The organism is Leclercia sp. UBA7405 (assembly GCF_037152215.1).
Lineage (GTDB): Bacteria > Pseudomonadota > Gammaproteobacteria > Enterobacterales > Enterobacteriaceae > Enterobacter > Enterobacter pneumoniae.
This window is the reverse complement of sequence record NZ_JBBCMR010000002.1, coordinates 314,417-330,736: the sequence shown is the minus strand read 5'-3', so window position 1 is coordinate 330,736 and position 16,320 is coordinate 314,417. Positions and strand designations below refer to the sequence as shown.

Sequence of the window (16,320 nt, the reverse complement as noted above, 5' to 3'; positions counted from 1 at the left end):
ACCAAGAGATAATTACGCCAGACGAGAGGGAGGAATAGGATGCAGCCAGCTTCCCGTCACATCGCGACGGATTTCACCTGCAAACCTCACTGGATACCATTATGTCTAACTCAAAACTCGAAGTGTTAACCCCGGATAACTGCCAGATGATCTTCATCGACCAGCAGCCGCAGATGGCGTTTGGCGTGCAGTCTATTGATCGTCAGGTTCTGAAAAACAACGTAGTAGGGCTGGCTAAGTCGGCCAAAGTCTTCAACATCCCGACCATCATCACTACCGTTGAAACCGAAAGCTTCTCGGGTAACACCTTCCCGGAGCTGCTGGACGTCTTCCCGGGGAAAGAGATCCTTGAGCGTACCTCTATGAACTCCTGGGATGACCAGAAAGTGCGTGATGCCCTTAAAGCTAACGGCAAGAAGAAGGTGGTGGTATCCGGTCTGTGGACCGAAGTGTGCAACAACACCTTCGCTCTGTGCGCCATGCTGGAAGGTGACTACGAGATTTATATGGTGGCGGACGCCTCGGGCGGCACCTCTAAAGAGGCGCACGACTACGCGATGCAGCGCATGATCCAGGCCGGTGTGATCCCGGTAACCTGGCAGCAGGTGATGCTGGAGTGGCAGCGTGACTGGGCGCGTAAAGAGACCTACAACGCGGTGATGGATATCGTGCGTGAGCACTCCGGCGCCTACGGCATGGGCGTGGACTACGCCTACACCATGGTGCACAACGCGCCATCTCGCCAGAAGAGCGAGCACGAAACCCTGGCGCCAGTACCGGCTCCGGTTCGCTAAGTTTTCAGCGGCAGGCTGGGCCCTCATCCGGCCTGCTTCTGACCTCTCTGGAGTTCATCATGAGTACTGGGTTAATTTCCCTCGCGGCAGGCGTGCTTATCGGCCTGCTGTACGCGCTGCTGAAAGTGCGATCTCCCGCGCCGCCCGCGCTGGCGCTGATTGGCCTGCTGGGGATGCTGGCAGGCGAGCAGGCGACCCGCCATTTTCTGCATGCCGATGAGACGGCACAAAAAGCGCCCGTTACCCTCTCAACAGGAGCCTCGTCATGAAAGCCTGGGTTGTTTCCCTGCTGTGTGGAATGTTGGCAGGCGTGATTTATGCCGCTATTGATGTACACTCCCCGGCGCCCCCTGTTGTCGCGCTGATGGGGCTGTTTGGCATGCTGGTGGGTGAACAGCTGATCCCGATCGGCCGCCGTCTGCTGAGTCGTCAGTTGACGTTGACGTGGTTTCGTCATGAGTGTGTACCCAAAATTAGCGGCACTGCGCCTCCTCCGCGTCCCGGCGACGGTAGCGAGGGATAATCACGTCCAGTTTGAGGAAAGCGAGCATGCCGCAGCGCATAGCTATCATTGATGATGAACGCTCTGTCCGCAGCGGGTTAAGCAACCTGCTGCAGTCTGAGGGGTATGCCACCGAGACCTTTGATTCCGCAGAGGGGTTTCTCAGCCATCCTACCATTCTGGCGGAGATCGCCCTGGTGGTTGCCGATATCCGGCTGCGGGGCATGACCGGCATCGAAATGGTAGAGAAGCTACAGCTGATCGCCTCCGTCCCGCCTCCTGTCATTCTTATTTCTGGTCATGCAGATGACAACATGCAGCGCTACGCTATGCATTCAGGAGCCGTGGCGTTTCTGCCCAAACCGATAAACATTGATGTTCTGCTGGCGCACATTGCGCACGCCCTGCAGACCTGAAAACTCTGTACCGCACCCCCACGAGAACCATTAATGAAGAAAAATAAGGAACGTGGATGAACAACCCATCGCTGCCTGCCCCTGAGAGTCTCTCTGAGGGGCAGGCTTTTGTGCTTAAAGAAGACGTCATTTTTACGCCGCTGGGGCAGGAGGGTAGCCTCTGCTGGCTGAACGCACGCCTGCCTGCCTCCGGCGGCGCGTTTATCATCGCGACCGCCGTCAGCGATGAGGAAGAGGCCAGCGCAACGCGCCTGCTGCGCAATGAGTTTGCCCTGCGTGAGTACCTGAGCGACGACTGGGCCGTGCGCCCGGTGGCCAGCACGCAATATCACGGACGCTTTGCCCTGGTTTATGCCCCCTTCGCCTTTGTGCTGCTGACCCGCAGGGTCGGCACGCCGATGGCCGGCATGCAGCACTTTCTCGATCTGGCGATCCGCATCTGTCTCCCCCTGCGCCTGATGCACCTGCGCAACCTGGTGCACGGGGATATCAAGCCCGGCAATATTTTTATCGATGACGAACATCGCTGCCGGCTGGGGGGCTTTGGCCTGTCGTCCGGTGGCGCAGAGGATCTCAGCCAGACGCGGCTGTCGGTGACCGGCGGCACCCCCGCCTATATGTCACCGGAGCACACCACCCGCACCCACAGAGCGGTGGATAGCCGCAGCGATCTCTATAGCCTCGGCGTCGTGCTCTACGAACTGCTGACCGGCAGCCTGCCCTTTGAGCTGGGGGGCCAGGATCAGGGCAAGTGGGCTCACTACCACATCGCCTCTGAGCCCCGGGCGCCGGGGGCCGTCTTGCCCGGTATTCCGGCCATGCTCTCGGCTATCGTCCTTAAGTTGCTGGCGAAAAGACCCGAGCACCGCTATCAGACCGTGGACGGGCTGATAGCCGATCTGCGCCGCTGCCAGGCGACCCTGAGCGACGACGGGGATATCGCGGCCTTTACCCCCGGCCTGCAGGATCGCTCCCCGGCCTTTTATCTGACCGATACCCTCTACAATGCCCATCCCCAGACGGCGGAGCTGCTTAACGCCTTTGATCGGGTGTGCCGCGATAACCTGGCCGGGCTGGTGACCATCAGCGGCCCGTCGGGGATTGGTAAATCGTCGCTGATCGCCTCGGGGCTGAAGGCGCTCCAGCACCGCAATGTGCTGCTGGCGGTAGGCAAGGTGGATCAGTTTTCTCCCGCGCTACCCTATGCGGCGCTCACCTCGGCGTTTCGCGCCCTGGCGCTGCATCTGCTGGGCTTGTCCACCGAGGAGGTAGCCCAGTGGAAAGTTCGCCTGTCGCGCGATCTGGAGGGCTACGAAACCTTAGCCGTCGGCCTGGTGCCGGAGCTGGGCCTGCTGCTGGATAACAAACCGCGTTTCTCCAGCGATACCTTCTCGACCGATGCCCGGGCGCGCTTTAGCCAGATGGTGCTGGCGCTGGTGAAATCTTTTGCCAGCCAGGGCTGCCCGCTGGTGCTGCTGCTGGATGATATCCACTGGATAGATCCCGCCAGCCTGCAGATCCTGCAGGACCTCCTGACCAGCGGCAGCACCCTCCCCATGCTGATGGTGGTGGCGTATCGGGATGACAGCGCGCATGAGCTGTCGCTGGCCAATTTGCAGCGCGCATCGCGCAACACCGTCGAGCTACGCCCGGAGGCGCTGTCGGTGAAGGCGGTCTCGCGCTGGCTGGCCGATATTTTCCATACCCGCTCGGCCAGCACCGCCGATCTGGCGGGGCTGATTCACGAAAAAACCGGCGGTAATCCGCTGTTTGTACATGAGTTTTTCCGCCGCATCGTTGATGACGGGCTGGTGACGCACAATAAGTACCAGGACCGGTGGTGCTACGATCTTGAGGCCATCCGCGCCCGCCACTACACCGAAAACGTGGTCACGCTGGTGTTACAGCAGCTGGAGGAGATGCCGGAAGAGACCCGCCATCTGCTGGGGAGTATCGCCTGTCTGGGCGGCAGCGGCGAGCTGGAGATGGTCTGCCGCGTGGTGGGGATGTCTGTCGCGGAGATCCGCTATGCCCTGCACCCGGCGGTGACCGCGCAGCTGATCGCCCTCAGCGACGGGGACTACGCCTTTATTCACGACCGGGTCCAGGAGGCCGCGTTTGCGCTGCTGGATAACGAAGAGAAGAGCCGCCTGCACCTGACCACCGCCTGCGTGCTGGCGGAGTCGGCACGCCAGGCGGCAGGCAACGAGATCCTGTTCCGCGCCGTCCACCACGTCACGGCGGCGCTGGACTGCATTCAGCCCGCCCCCGAGCGGCAGAAGTTCCGTGAGCTGAGCCTGCTGGCTGCCCGCCGCGCCAGGCGCTCGGGCGATTACCGGTCGGCCCTGAGCTATATTCAGACCGCCCGCGCGCTGGGTAACGCCGGGAGCGTGCGCGATGTGGCGCTGGATCTCGAAGAGGCCGGGTGCGAGTTTGCCCTGGGCAATCTAGATATCACCCGCAGGCTGTGCGATCGCATTCTGGGTGCCCCGGGCGGGTTAACGGAAAAAGCGCTGGCGGCCAACCTGCTGGCGGAAGTGTATATGCGTCAGTCCGACAACCGGCTGGCGCTGGAGGCGGCGCTCTGCTGGCTGGCGGTCTTTGGTATTCACGTTAGCCGCTATCCCGATGACGCCGAGTGCGACGAGGCCTGGCATAGCCTGTGCCGCCGCGTGGGGGACAATCCGGATCGCCATTTTCGTGGACTGGCACGCAGGGATGACGACGAAACCGACGCGGTGATGAACCTGCTCAATAGTGCCAGCCTGTTCGCCAGCTTTACCCACCCGCGCCTGCACTTTCTTTTACTGTGCCGGATGATGACGCTCACGCTGGATCGCGGTATTACCGGCGCCTCTACCACGGCGATGGCCTGGTTTGGCGTGCTGATTGGCCAACGTTATGCGGAGTATCGCCTTGGGTTCCAGTACGGCACCCTGGCGCGGGAGCTGGTCAACCGTCACGGCTACGACGCCTTTGAAGCCAAAACCCTGCTGGCGCTGGACCAGCTCAGCGTCTGGACGCAGCCGCTCTCATACACCATTGAGTGCGCCAAAGCCTGCTTTACCTCTGCCGTGACCCACGGTGACATGACGATGGCCTGCTTTGCCGCCTGCCATCAGGTGATCAACTTCCTGACCCGGGGCGATCACCTCGACGCCGTGCTGACCAGCATTGAGCGTGGCCTTGCTTACGTGCGCAAAACCCATTTCCAGGATGTGGAAGCCACCCTGCTGATTCAGCGCCACTATGTGGAACATCTGCGCACCCCGGTGGAGGGGCAGTGGAGCGCGGCGCAGGTCTTGCCGGAATCTTTGCTGCCCGCCACGCCGGGACAGGCGTCGGAACAGACCTCAACTATGCTGTTCTGGTTCTGGCTCTACCGGGGCATGGCCCATTTCGCCTGTCGCGAATACCCGCAGGCGGCGGAAAACCTCGAAAAGGCCGGGCAGTTTGCCTGGTCTGCGCCGGGGCATATTCACCTGCTGGATTACCACCTCTACAGCGCGCTGGCGCTCTCGCAGCAGCTGACGCCGGAGACCTTCTCGGCCGATCTTCGCCGCCAGATCCATCTCCACTATGACAAGATCGCCCTCTGGGCACGCATCAATCCGGGCACCTTTGCCGATAAAGAGGCGCTGATCTACGCCGAGATCGTACGCCTTGATGGCATGAACAGCATCGCCCTGGAGCAGTATGAGAAGGCAGTGCGCCTGTCGCGCGAGGCGGGTTTCAGCCCGTACAACGCCATGGCCCACGAGCTGGCAGGGCGATTTGCTCACGCCTGCGGTTACCCGACCGCCGCCGACGCCCACTTCCGTGGCGCGTTAACGGCCTGGGGGCGGGCCGGGGCGCAATCCAAAATGCGTCAACTGGAGCAGGATTTCCCCTATCTGCTCGCCCCCGGACAGGCGAACGCCTGGGACACGGTGGCCTTTGCGCGCAATGAAGAGATCCGCGATCTGCAAAGCGTAATCAAGGCGTCGCGCGCGCTGTCGGAGGAGATCAACCTCGAACGGCTGATCGAAACCCTGATGACCATTCTGCTGGAGCGTGCTGGCGCCCAGCGCGGCTTGCTGATCCGCGTGGGCGAGAACACCATTCCGGAGATCGAGGCCAGCGCCATCACCTCGACGGACGGCGTGCGGGTGCGGATCATGAAAGACGTGCCGACGGCCTCCGATATGCCACTCACGGTGCTGGCGGCGGTGATCCGCACCGGCCAGGAGATCCACACCGGCAAGCCGGAAGCGTTTCACCCCTTTAGCCAGGATCCTTATCTGGTCACCTCTGGCGCGGCGGTGATGTGCGTGCCGATGTTTAAACAGGCGCGGCTGGTGGGGGTGTTGTACCTGGAAAACCGCCTGATGCCGGAAGTCTTTACCGTTGAACACTCCCGCGTGGTAAGCCTGCTGGGGGCGCATGCGGCCATCTCGCTGGAGACCGCCCGCCTGTACGCCGAGCTGGTGGAGGAGAACATTCAGCGCCGCCGGGTCGAGAAGGAGCTGCGTGCCAGCCAGACCTCACTCATGCTCGGCGAGCAGATTAGCCACACCGGAAGCTGGCGCTGGGAGCTGCAGCAGGATCTGATGTTTATGTCCGAAGAGTATGCGCGCATCCTCGGCCTGCCTGAAAAGCAGAAGATGATCTCGATGGCAGAGTTCCTGACCTTTGTTCATCAGGATGACTATCCGCGCATCAGTACCCTGGTCACCGAGAGTGTGCGCGACGGCCTGACCATGCGCGCCGAGTTTCGTATTATTCGCGCCGACGGCGCCACCCGCACCATTCTGGGGATTGGCGATCCGGTGGGCGTGGGGAGCGAGGTGAACGAATATTTTGGCATCATCACTGATATCACCAGCCAGCGTATGGCCGAAGACGCCATGCGCGTGGCACAGGCCGATTTAGCCCGCGTCTCGCGTGCCACCACCGTCGGGCAGTTGTCCTCCTCTATCGCGCATGAGATCAACCAGCCGCTGATGTCTATCGTCTCTAACGCCGGGGCGAGCCTGCGCTGGCTCAATCGCGATCCGGCCCGGCTGGATAAGGCGCGGATGGGGCTGGAGGAGATCATCTCCGAGGGGGAGCGGGCAGGGGAGATCATCCGCAGCCTGCAATCCCTTACCCGCCGGCAAGATCCCACCTTTGCCCGCCTCGATCTGCACCATGCGATCCGCCATATCATCACCCTGTCGCGCAGCGAACTGGAGCAGCGCCGTATCAACGTCAGCTATGAACTGGCGGCGGAAAACAGCTTTATCATGGGCGATAGCGTGCAGATCCAGCAGGTGTTATTGAACCTGGTGATGAACGCCGTGGAGGCGATGGCGGACGTCACGGAGCGGCCGGGCACTCTGGTTCTTTCGACCTCGAACCCCGAGGAGGGGCTGGTGAGATGTGAAATTGCCGACAGCGGGACCGGTATTGAACCGGCGCTGATGGAGCGCATTTTCGACTCATTCTGGTCCACAAAAGCGCAGGGGATGGGGATGGGGTTGACCATCAGCTACAGCATTATTGAACGCCACCGGGGCAAGCTGACGGCCCGTCACCGCGATCCCCACGGCAGCGTGTTTGCCTTTACGCTGCCCTTGGCAAGCGGCGAGGCGTTACTCTGACGGCAGGCTTATGGTCAGGCGCTCTGCGGCCCTGACCAGGTCTGCCAGCGAGCGGGCCTGCATCTTATCCATTACCCGGCGGCGGTGGACTTTGACCGTGATTTCGCTCACCCCCAGCTCGGCGGCAATCTGCTTGTTCAGCATGCCGCTGATGGCCAGCTGCAGCACCTCTTGCTCGCGCGGGGTAAGGGAGAGATGGCGCTGCTTCAGGGAGTACTGCTCGCGTAGCTGGAGCGCGTTGTCCTGCGCCAGCTTTAGCGCGTCGCCAATCGTATTCAGCAGGTCGTTCGATGCCACCGGCTTGGTGAGGAACTCATAGGCCCCGCCTTTCATCGCCTTCACGGTCATCGGGATGGTGCCATGGCCAGTAAGATAAATAATCGGAATTTCGCGCCCGCTGGCCTTCAGGGCATCTGCCACTTCAAAGCCGCTGATGGCGGGCATCTGCATATCCAGCACCACGCAGGAGGGGAGATCTTCGAAAGGGTGTTGCAGAAAAGATTCCGCCGAGGAGAAGGCAATCGCATTCAATCCGGCAGATTCCAGCAGCCCGACCACGGACCGCCGGACAGCATGATCATCATCGACGACGTAGACAATGTGTTCCATTAATAACCCCAATGTTTCAGCCTGATAAAGATGAGAGGATTTCGTACAGCGTGAAAACCGCGCCTTTATCGATGCTGGTCAGGCGGCAGTTTTATGAACGCATTAATTTTAACACATTAATTATCATTATCATTTAACAATATGATAACCGTATGAATGTCGGGGAAGAGATAATTTTGGCGTGTAAAAAAGGGGGAATTACTCCCCCACCAGCTCAATTCTGTTGCCGTCCGGGTCGGCGATAACCGCTTCATAAAATCCGTCGCCGGTCATTCGCGGAGGGCTGAGCAGGGTCCCGTTAAGACGCGCCTGCGCCGCCATCCGATCCACATCGGCTTTGCTGCCCACGTCCAGGGCAATATGCGCCCAGCCGATAAACTCCGCATGCGGCGGAGCATCCGGCAGATCCGGCACCGTCATCAGCTCAACGGTGGGACCGTCGGCCAGAGTAATAAAGTGCGAGGCAAATCCCGGCCGATTTTTACTGAGATAGCGGTCGTTGCTGCGCCCGTTAAATACCTGCTGCCAGAAGGCGACCTGAGCCTCCAGGTTGCGGGTCCAGAGTGCGACATGTGCAATTTTCATCTTATCCCTCACGTTGCGCGTGTTGACCTGAGGTGACCGTCAGGGAAAGCCCTGCCACGACCAGCATCAGGGCCATAATGATCATAAAGGCCTGAGTTAACGAGGTGGCGTGGGCGACATAGCCAATTACCGCCGGCCCGGCCAGGACGCCGAGATAACCCAGGGTGGTGATGGCTGGCACCGCCACCGACTGCGGCATCCGGTTCTGGCGACCCACGGCCGAGAACATCACCGGCACAATATTGGCGCAGCCTGCGCCAATCAGCACGTAGCCCAGCAGCGCCAGCTGCCACACCGGCACAAGGGTCACTATCGCGAAGCCGAGGGCCGCGACGAGGGCGCCGCCCACCACCGCACGCGGTGCGCCAATGCGGGCGATGAGCTTATCCCCGGTTAAACGCAGCAGGGTCATCGCCACCGCGAAGCTGGTAAAGCCCAGCCCACCCAGCGACTCCGGTACGCGACGCACCTCCGTCAGGTAGACCGCGCTCCAGTCGAGCACCGTCCCCTCGGCGAGAAAGACCGCGAAGCAGACGGCGCCAATCAGTAACACCACGCCACGCGGTATCGCAAAGGCCGGGCCAGAGGCCGGGTTAGCCCAGGGTAATAACCCTTTCAGGCTGGCGGCGAGCATGATCACCACGCTCAGAATAATGATCAGGCAGGCGAGCGGCGCGCTGGCCCCGAGCGTCAGCAGCAGGGTCATCGCACCGGCGCCTGCGATACCGCCCACGCTGTACATCCCGTGAAAGCCCGACATCACCGGGCCAGGCGCGTCGCGCTCAACGATAATGGCCTGAATGTTCATTGCGCAGTCGGTTACCCCCACCCCCACGCCAAACAGCAGCAGCGCGGCGGCCAGCAACGGCGGACTGGTGATCATCGCCAGCAGCGGCGTGGTCAGAATCACCATAGCCAGCGCGGTCACGATCACCTTGCGGCAGCCGTAACGGCTGGTGAGCATCCCGGTAAGCGGCATCGCCACCAGCGCCCCCATCCCCAGGCAGAGCAGCAGGGAACCCAGGGTGGCTTCGTTAACGCCGGTATTGGCTTTGGCATAGGGCACCAGCACCGCCCAGGTGGCGGTGACGTAGCCGGCAATAAAAAAGACGATCCGGGTGGCGAGGCGGTGAACCGGGCCTGTGGTCTGCAAACTCATTTAACATCCTTATTGGGTCGGGGGAGGGCCGGGCTGGCGCTACGTAAAAGGGGGGAGCCGGACGCGTCGCGCCCTACACGCTGTTCGGCGCGGGCACCGGGGGCGGCAGGCTCAAAAAAGAAGCCATCGTGCGGCCTGGTGGCGGGCACTTGTTGACGGTAATCATCATCGCGCTTCATGGTGACGCTCCAGTGATTGACAGGGTGAGCCTCTATGCAACATCATGCTCACTATTGCTCGATTTAAAAAATTAACAAGGCTATTTATGCTCGATTATGCAGCTTTTCCGGAACAACGACAAGATCGGATCCGCCAGATCCTGCAACAACAGGGCAGGGTGGTATGCGCCGAGCTGGCGAAGCAAATGAAGGTCTCTGAGCACACGATTCGCCGGGATTTACAAGAGCTTAGCAAAGAGGGGATCTGTAAAAAGGTTTACGGCGGCGCGGTATTACAGCTGGCCGACGCAGGCACGTTTATCAGCCGCGAGCAGCAGAATCATGCCAAAAAAGAGCAGATCGCGCAGAAAGCGGCAACCCTGGTGAAGGCGGGAGGCTGCCTCTTTATGGATACGGGCACCACCAACCTGGCGCTGGCCAGAGCCCTTCCGGCCGATCTGGCCCTGACCGTGGTGACCAACTCCCCGGCCATTGCTGCCGAACTGCTGCGCCACCCCCTGTGCGAGGTGATTATCACCGGCGGGCAGATCCAGCGCGCCTCAGGCGGAACGGTGGACAGTACCGCCACGCGCCAAATCCAGGGCATGATCTTCGATCAGGCTTTTATCGGCGGCTGCGCCATGGATCCGGAGATGGGGCTGACCGGCTTCGATTTTGCGGATTGTGCGTTTAAAAAAGCGGTAATCGCCCAGAGCAACCAGACCCTGGTGGCACTCACCACCGATAAAATTCCGGGCGTAGCGCGCTTTGTGGTGGCGACATGCAGCGATATCGACGTGCTGGTGGTGGAGGCGGATCTGGATAGCGACGTCATCGCCGCGTTTGCCGCGCAGGAGGTGCGGATCGTCAGCGCCTGATGCCATGCGACACGAAACGGGCTACACTCAGTTTTTAGCGCTAAAAGCCGAGGAAGAGAGCCATGTATTACGCACAGAATAAAGATCATGATGAGACGACCAAAGAGAACGAAACCGGCAGCAGCGCGCTGATTCAGCAGAAGATGTTGGCGTCACGTTCGATCGTGATCTCCGGGGAGATCAACCAGGCGCTGGCCGAGAAAGTGGTGAGCCAGCTGATCCTGCTGCAAAGCATCAATAACGATCCGATTAAGATCTACATCAACAGCCAGGGCGGCCACGTGGAGGCGGGAGATACCATCCACGACTTCATTAAATTTATCCGCCCGGAAGTGCACGTGATTGGCACCGGCTGGGTCGCCAGCGCGGGCATCACCATCTTCCTTGCCGCTAAAAAAGAGCATCGTTATACCCTGCCCAATACCCGCTTTATGATCCACCAGCCGCTGGGTGGAGTACGTGGGCAGGCAACGGATATCGAGATCGAAGCGCGGGAGATCATCCGCATGCTGGAGCGCGTGAATAAGCTGATTGCCGATGCCACCGGGCAGCCGCTGGAGAAGGTGAAAAAGGACACCGACCGTAACTTCTGGATGTCGCCGTCTGAAGCGCTCGATTACGGCATAGTGGGTAAGATCATTACCCACTTTGATGAGCTGAAGCTGGATTAACCCTGCTTATCCGCCTGCGTATTGATAAGCCTGAAGGGCTTAAAATCGCGGATCTGCAGATCGCTCAGCGGTAGCGGCTGTTTCTGCTGGCCAGAAACCCGCGCCAGGGAGGTGAAGCGTACGATGAGGTCATCTTCACACACGGCTTCACCTTCCAGAAAGGTCGTCTGATAGCGGGTGGCTTCGGCATCGCCGAAGGCATCCACATTCAGCGTATCGGACGCGATGACCACCCCCTTCGCATTGACCAGCTCGACGCCTATCTCCAGCGGGCCTGTCTCCTCCATGCCGCTATCCAGCATAAAGGTGGCGCTGCACATCCCCTGATTTGCCCAGACGGTGTTTGAGTGCCAGATTTCCAGCGCGCTGGCGGGCGCCGCGGTGACCAGGCAGGCGAGCAGGGCACCTACTTTCAGTTGTTGTTTCATAACCTCTCCCGTCATTCGTCGGCAAAGCCGTAGGTACCGTCGTCGCCCGTGTCTGTTTCCTGCACCAGATTTTCACCCCGGTAGGTCTGGGTTATGAAGCCGCCGTTGGTACAGGCTTTTCGCATCAACAGCCTGGCGTTTTTATAGACCTTCAGGCCGGTGAATTCCCAGCCTTTGCCCATGCCGCTGTACACCACGTAGCTGTAAACGCCGTTAATGAAGCGGTAGTAGAAGGCGCCCCCGCCTGAGAACGGGATCTGTCCTGCGCGAACCTGGGTTTTATCGCCTTCGATTTTTGGGAGTGTCATTTCGACTTTTTCAATCGACCCATAATAGTAGGTGGGCACGTCATTATTAAGGCGCACGACAACCCCTTTGCCGTTGGATAAGTCACAGTTGAACAGCAGCTCCGGGTCGGGCGGCGCCGCAACGGCAGAGTTCATCAGCGTCGCCGTAGCCAGCAGGGAGAGGGCAATCAATTTTGTTTTCATGGCGTTGTCCTGGAAAGGAGAAAACCTGCCGGGTGATACCCGGCAGGGGCGCATTACTGGGTTGCCAGCATGGCTTGCAGATCGGTCAGCTGACCCTGCAGTTTTTGCAGCTCCATCTGTTTTTGCATTTCAGAGTCACTCGGACGGTTTTGCGCCGCTTTGATGCTTTTTTCCAGGTCGGCGACCTGCTTCTGCGCATCCGCACGACCGGCGGTTTTGCTTTTCAGCTGCGCCACCAGATTATTCAGCGAGCGTTGTAACGCCTGTTGAGACTGACGTTTGCTGGCAACGCTGGCGTTGCTCTGCGCTTTCTCTTTCTCAATGGCTTCGTTAACCGCTTTGAATTCCGCATTCAATACCTGTTCGTGCGCCAGCGTGCTCTGTTTCGTATCCACGCGCTTATCCCAGGTGCCGGAATAGTTGCAGTTGAATTTGGTGATGATACTGACATCGCCCGTGGTCGGGTCACAGTCACGCGCGTTGGTCGCACAGCCACTTAGTAGCAGCGCGCCTACGGCCAGCAGTAGATAACGCATCACTCTCTCCTTAACCCACTTTCAGCGCGGTACGCTGGGTATACAGACTGTCCAGCTCACCCTGCAGAGAGCCGATCTTGTCGCGCATCAGCGCAATTTTGCTGTCCAGGTTTTCGGTGTCGCTGCCGGATTTACTCATGCTCGCAGAGACGTCTTTCCACTGTTTCTCATGCTTTTTCATATCCGTGATGGTGTTCCGCAGGTAGGCGATATTGGCATCCACCCCTTTGATTTTTTTCTGCACTTCGTCTTTTTTCACGGATTTAGCGGCCATCTCTTTTTCGATGCTGGCCAGCGTCTGCTTGTCGGAAGCGATAACCGATTTCGCTACGTTCGTGGCGCTCTGGATACGGGCATTTTCGCTTTCCACATCTTTGATCGCCGCGTCTAACTGCAGCTCTTTCGAGGCATACTTTTTACGCTGATTGTCCAGATAGGCGTTGGCACCCATCCCCACGCCGCAGCCTGCTACCGCCGCCGCCGCCATACACACAGCTTTGTTACTGGAGTTACTGACGGCACACGCCAGCGCACCCAGCGCCGCGCCGCCGGCGCAAGCCTGCCAGCCAGATTTGTTAAAGAACTCCACATCCTGGTTGTTGGCGAGACGTGGATCGACGCCGCCACCGCTGCTGCCTGTGCTCTGACAACCCGCCAGTACCACCAGAAGTCCGGCAACCATTGCTGTGCGTAACGCTTTAAAAGTGATCATTAACTGCTATCTCCTTGTCAGAATTATTTATTTTTTTTACATGCCATCAACCACGCATCACGCGCGACTTTGCCATCTTTCCAGTAGCCCTGAAGGTTCTGCCAGTAGGTGTCCAGGTAGCCATTCAGGTTTGTTTTTCCGCGTGCAGCCATCTGCTGCTGGACCACAGCGATTTGCGGGTCAATGAGCGATTTGTTGTAGGTCGTGCCCATATCGACCAGCGTGTCAGCGTAATAACTGGAGATGAAATCCAGCGCTTTTTGGTGCTGGCCAAGCTGTTCCTGCCGGCGTGAGCAGTTAGCGTCCAGTTGGCTGTCTGCGGCGCAGGTTTTGCTGTAGAGCTGATTCAGACGATCAAGAAACTCCCCATCATCTTTCATCTTGGTGCAGAGGAACGCGCCCAGCTGCAGCGAGGTGCGAATAGCCTGGTCGCGCTGTTCATCGCGCAGCTGACCGTTGGCGCGCAGTTCGGCACGCAGCTTCTCCAGCTCCTTTTTCAGCCCGTCATCCTGCACTTTGGCAGAGAGGGCGTTCAGGTTTTGCAGTGAATCCGGTGCCTTACCTTTCGTGTCTGTTTTTTGCTCGCTGCCCAGCGCCTGCCACTCTTTCTCAATCTCTTTCACACGATCGCGGGAGGTGAGGGTGGTCGAGACCATTACCAGGCGCACGCCGGTGGTTTTACTGACGTTCTCGCCGCTTTCGCTGTAATAAGGCTCTTCACCGCGTAGAGCGCTGCGGATATCCCCCTGGGTCGTGACGTAGCTACCGCCGCGCACCACATAGCCGCCCGCCTTACCATGCAGGCGATCCAGCTTGTTCAGGCGGAAGGGTTCAAACATCATCTCCGCAACGTTACCGAGGATGTCATGCAGGCCGAGCGGGTTGGGTTTTAACAGGCCCGTCAGCTGCAATTTGCCGTTGGCCGACTGCGCTCCCGCATACCAGACGTAGCCATTCAGCCCCTCCGGCATCGGGAAATGCACATCGCGAAATTCTGAGGGTGAGACCGCCAGCCCGCCACGGGCTGCAAATTCCCACTCGGTTTCGGTTGGCAGGCGCAGGAAGCCCGGCTGGCCATCGTCTTTTGGCAGCGCGGCGAGTTTCTCTTTCCGCAGCCAGAGGTTGTATTGATTGGCGAAGGCCATTGCGTCCATCCAGCCAATGTTCACTTTTGGCAGGCGGCCTTTCATGTCGGCCTTTGGGCACTCCCCTGAGAGGGCGCGGAACTGAAGGTCGCTCAGTTCATACTTTGCCATCAGGTAATAACGGCCTTTGTTCTTCTGGTCCGGGAAGCTGCCGGCAATATGCTCCTGGCGCGCTTGCTCTACGTAACCCCACTCATCGCCCTCCTGACCGAGGGTGATGTTGTAATCTTCCAGGGGCTTGTTCTGCGGAATGGCGACCTTGCGGAAAGCCATCGCGCCATCGCACGGCATGGGCAGTATCACATCGTCTGCCAGCGGCTTCGGGTTCCAGAATTTTTCATCCCAGGTGGCCTGCACGGCGCAGGAGTAACCCAGGCCCATCAGCGTCAGGCCCAGTGCCAGTTTAAATTTCACGTAAACTCTCCGCAGGTTCAATCTTCAGGGCGCGTATGGCCCCGATAGCGGCAACGCTGAGTGCAACGACCAGCACGCACAGTAGCGCTGCCAAAAAATGAAGGGGTTCGAGGTGGCAGACAAACGCCCGATCGGGTAACGATGCGCCAAGCACCCGGTTAAACAGCGTGCTGCCCAGCAGGTAGAGCACCAGCCCGGCACCGAAAGCTACGCCCGTCAGGCACAGGGCCTGAATCACAATGAACAGTGTTACCGCGCGTCGACGGAAACCGAGCAGCCGCAGCACCGCCATGTCTTTACGTTTGCGATCGATGTTGGCAATAAAGGCGCCGATCAACGAGGCGATGCAGCCGGTCGCTGAGATCCAGGCGATCACCCCAAAGATGACGCCCAGCACGCGATCGATGGCACGTACGGCTTCGATCTGTGCCGACTGGGTGACCGCTTCAATGTGTTGTGCTTCCAGCCAGCGAGCCAGCGCGGAGACATCATCCAGTGAGCGGGCGTAAACGCGGGCACGCGAGAAGCGCGTGCGCTCTCTGGGCGGCTTGCCTGCGCTTACTTGCAACAGCGGTACCTGGTAGCCGTCGCGGTAATCCTCCAGCGCGACCAACAGCGGCAGGGTGATAAAGGCGCCAGCCCGGGCAAAGCGGGCGTCATCCAGTATGCCGCTAACCGTCAGGGCGAAGGCGGCACGCTGGTTTTGACCGTCAATTTTACGGCTGACCATCAGGCGAAATGTCTCTCCAGGCTTCAGGTCGAGCCGACGAGCGGCGCTGGCGCTGAGCACCACCTCACGATCCTGACGCGGTACGGCAACGCCCGCCAGCAGCGGATCTCCGGCGCCGGTGGGGATCACCTCGGCGCCGGCCACAAAGTGCTGCCCATCGCGCACCAGATCCGCCTGGGTATTCAGCGATCGGGTCAGTGGGATCGAAAAGCCCACTTCCGGGCGTTCAGCCAGCCGTTCCAGCCAGCTAAAATCGTAATTACCGTTGCCGGTGATCCGCACCTCCCGGGTACGAGGATCCTCCAGAAGCTGGTGGCGTAGCTGGCTGACGATGCCATTTTTCAGCCCAAAAAGCAGAAGCAGCGGGGCAATCACGGCGATAAGCGAAAAGATGATGCACAGGGCAACTTTACGATCGTGGATCAGATCGCGGAACGCCATGCGCCATAGCAGCCCACGTTCAGGCGGCCG

Annotated in this window: 17 protein-coding genes; 7 read left to right on the top strand and 10 right to left on the bottom strand. The window is 59.8% G+C overall.

What is annotated here, in order from left to right:
- The first annotated feature begins 101 nt into the window (after positions 1-101).
- The 5 genes from WFN75_RS13885 to WFN75_RS13865 are packed head-to-tail and all read left to right on the top strand — an operon-like array spanning position 102 to position 7,333.
- A complete protein-coding gene (locus WFN75_RS13885; RefSeq protein ID WP_040077357.1) occupies positions 102-794 on the top strand; it encodes a hydrolase in 693 nt (230 codons plus the stop codon).
- A gap of 59 nt (positions 795-853) precedes the next feature.
- Complete coding sequence (locus tag WFN75_RS13880) at positions 854-1,063, top strand: DUF1427 family protein (RefSeq protein ID WP_046886469.1); 210 nt, start codon at positions 854-856, stop codon at positions 1,061-1,063.
- Complete coding sequence (locus WFN75_RS13875) at positions 1,060-1,317, top strand: DUF1427 family protein (RefSeq protein WP_046886470.1); 258 nt, start codon at positions 1,060-1,062, stop codon at positions 1,315-1,317. The genes WFN75_RS13880 and WFN75_RS13875 overlap by 4 nt, the downstream gene beginning before the upstream one ends.
- A gap of 26 nt (positions 1,318-1,343) precedes the next feature.
- The gene (locus tag WFN75_RS13870; protein WP_046886471.1) at positions 1,344-1,712 is read left to right on the top strand and encodes a response regulator transcription factor; all 369 of its coding nucleotides are present in this window, start codon (positions 1,344-1,346) and stop codon (positions 1,710-1,712) included.
- 56 nt (positions 1,713-1,768) lie between these two features.
- On the top strand, positions 1,769-7,333 hold the full coding sequence (locus tag WFN75_RS13865) for a trifunctional serine/threonine-protein kinase/ATP-binding protein/sensor histidine kinase (protein ID WP_336996343.1): 5,565 nt from the start codon (positions 1,769-1,771) through the stop codon (positions 7,331-7,333).
- Here WFN75_RS13865 and WFN75_RS13860 read toward each other — a convergent pair.
- The 4 genes from WFN75_RS13860 to WFN75_RS13845 form a co-directional block, all read right to left on the bottom strand.
- Positions 7,325-7,942: a response regulator transcription factor gene (locus WFN75_RS13860; protein ID WP_046886473.1), complete on the bottom strand. Its 618-nt coding sequence runs from the start codon at positions 7,940-7,942 to the stop codon at positions 7,325-7,327. The two genes, WFN75_RS13865 and WFN75_RS13860, sit on opposite strands and share 9 nt — an antisense overlap.
- A 198-nt stretch (positions 7,943-8,140) precedes the next feature.
- Positions 8,141-8,527, bottom strand: a complete 387-nt coding sequence (locus WFN75_RS13855; RefSeq protein WP_207292902.1) for a VOC family protein — start codon at positions 8,525-8,527, stop codon at positions 8,141-8,143.
- Position 8,528: 1 nt separating this feature from the next.
- Complete coding sequence (locus tag WFN75_RS13850; RefSeq protein ID WP_336996342.1) at positions 8,529-9,686, bottom strand: MFS transporter; 1,158 nt, start codon at positions 9,684-9,686, stop codon at positions 8,529-8,531.
- Positions 9,683-9,865 (bottom strand): hypothetical protein, encoded by a 183-nt coding sequence (locus tag WFN75_RS13845; RefSeq protein WP_336996341.1) that lies wholly within the window; start codon positions 9,863-9,865, stop codon positions 9,683-9,685. The genes WFN75_RS13850 and WFN75_RS13845 overlap by 4 nt, the downstream gene beginning before the upstream one ends.
- A gap of 86 nt (positions 9,866-9,951) precedes the next feature.
- On the opposite strand from WFN75_RS13845, the gene WFN75_RS13840 reads away from it, so the two are divergent.
- Together WFN75_RS13840 and WFN75_RS13835 are read left to right on the top strand one after the other, a co-directional pair.
- Positions 9,952-10,722: a DeoR/GlpR family DNA-binding transcription regulator gene (locus tag WFN75_RS13840; RefSeq protein ID WP_336996340.1), complete on the top strand. Its 771-nt coding sequence runs from the start codon at positions 9,952-9,954 to the stop codon at positions 10,720-10,722.
- A gap of 62 nt (positions 10,723-10,784) precedes the next feature.
- Entirely contained in the window at positions 10,785-11,393 is a 609-nt protein-coding gene (locus WFN75_RS13835) for an ATP-dependent Clp protease proteolytic subunit (protein WP_040077345.1), read from the top strand.
- Here WFN75_RS13835 and WFN75_RS13830 read toward each other — a convergent pair.
- The 6 genes from WFN75_RS13830 to WFN75_RS13805 are packed head-to-tail and all read right to left on the bottom strand — an operon-like array spanning position 11,390 to position 16,290.
- Complete coding sequence (locus WFN75_RS13830) at positions 11,390-11,821, bottom strand: IrmA family protein (RefSeq protein ID WP_336996339.1); 432 nt, start codon at positions 11,819-11,821, stop codon at positions 11,390-11,392. The two genes, WFN75_RS13835 and WFN75_RS13830, sit on opposite strands and share 4 nt — an antisense overlap.
- Positions 11,822-11,832: 11 nt before the next feature.
- Complete coding sequence (locus WFN75_RS13825; RefSeq protein ID WP_212478279.1) at positions 11,833-12,312, bottom strand: hypothetical protein; 480 nt, start codon at positions 12,310-12,312, stop codon at positions 11,833-11,835.
- 53 nt (positions 12,313-12,365) lie between these two features.
- Entirely contained in the window at positions 12,366-12,848 is a 483-nt protein-coding gene (locus WFN75_RS13820; RefSeq protein ID WP_212478278.1) for a hypothetical protein, read from the bottom strand.
- A gap of 10 nt (positions 12,849-12,858) precedes the next feature.
- Complete coding sequence (locus WFN75_RS13815; protein WP_207292909.1) at positions 12,859-13,560, bottom strand: hypothetical protein; 702 nt, start codon at positions 13,558-13,560, stop codon at positions 12,859-12,861.
- Between the two features lie 23 nt (positions 13,561-13,583).
- Positions 13,584-15,119, bottom strand: a complete 1,536-nt coding sequence (locus WFN75_RS13810; protein ID WP_212478277.1) for an SUMF1/EgtB/PvdO family nonheme iron enzyme — start codon at positions 15,117-15,119, stop codon at positions 13,584-13,586.
- A complete protein-coding gene (locus tag WFN75_RS13805; protein ID WP_336996442.1) occupies positions 15,109-16,290 on the bottom strand; it encodes an ABC transporter permease in 1,182 nt (393 codons plus the stop codon). The genes WFN75_RS13810 and WFN75_RS13805 overlap by 11 nt, the downstream gene beginning before the upstream one ends.
- Positions 16,291-16,320 lie beyond the last annotated feature (30 nt).

Coding starts and splice junctions, on each gene's coding strand:
- WFN75_RS13805 (WP_336996442.1), bottom strand. CDS start 16,290: ATGGCGTTCCGCGATCTGATCCACGATCGTAAAGTTGCCCTGTGCATC.
- WFN75_RS13835 (WP_040077345.1), top strand. CDS start 10,785: ATGTATTACGCACAGAATAAAGATCATGATGAGACGACCAAAGAGAAC.
- WFN75_RS13865 (WP_336996343.1), top strand. CDS start 1,769: ATGAACAACCCATCGCTGCCTGCCCCTGAGAGTCTCTCTGAGGGGCAG.
- WFN75_RS13840 (WP_336996340.1), top strand. CDS start 9,952: ATGCTCGATTATGCAGCTTTTCCGGAACAACGACAAGATCGGATCCGC.
- WFN75_RS13880 (WP_046886469.1), top strand. CDS start 854: ATGAGTACTGGGTTAATTTCCCTCGCGGCAGGCGTGCTTATCGGCCTG.
- WFN75_RS13830 (WP_336996339.1), bottom strand. CDS start 11,821: ATGAAACAACAACTGAAAGTAGGTGCCCTGCTCGCCTGCCTGGTCACC.
- WFN75_RS13850 (WP_336996342.1), bottom strand. CDS start 9,686: ATGAGTTTGCAGACCACAGGCCCGGTTCACCGCCTCGCCACCCGGATC.
- WFN75_RS13820 (WP_212478278.1), bottom strand. CDS start 12,848: ATGCGTTATCTACTGCTGGCCGTAGGCGCGCTGCTACTAAGTGGCTGT.
- WFN75_RS13845 (WP_336996341.1), bottom strand. CDS start 9,865: ATGAAGCGCGATGATGATTACCGTCAACAAGTGCCCGCCACCAGGCCG.
- WFN75_RS13870 (WP_046886471.1), top strand. CDS start 1,344: ATGCCGCAGCGCATAGCTATCATTGATGATGAACGCTCTGTCCGCAGC.
- WFN75_RS13825 (WP_212478279.1), bottom strand. CDS start 12,312: ATGAAAACAAAATTGATTGCCCTCTCCCTGCTGGCTACGGCGACGCTG.
- WFN75_RS13855 (WP_207292902.1), bottom strand. CDS start 8,527: ATGAAAATTGCACATGTCGCACTCTGGACCCGCAACCTGGAGGCTCAG.
- WFN75_RS13860 (WP_046886473.1), bottom strand. CDS start 7,942: ATGGAACACATTGTCTACGTCGTCGATGATGATCATGCTGTCCGGCGG.
- WFN75_RS13885 (WP_040077357.1), top strand. CDS start 102: ATGTCTAACTCAAAACTCGAAGTGTTAACCCCGGATAACTGCCAGATG.
- WFN75_RS13815 (WP_207292909.1), bottom strand. CDS start 13,560: ATGATCACTTTTAAAGCGTTACGCACAGCAATGGTTGCCGGACTTCTG.
- WFN75_RS13875 (WP_046886470.1), top strand. CDS start 1,060: ATGAAAGCCTGGGTTGTTTCCCTGCTGTGTGGAATGTTGGCAGGCGTG.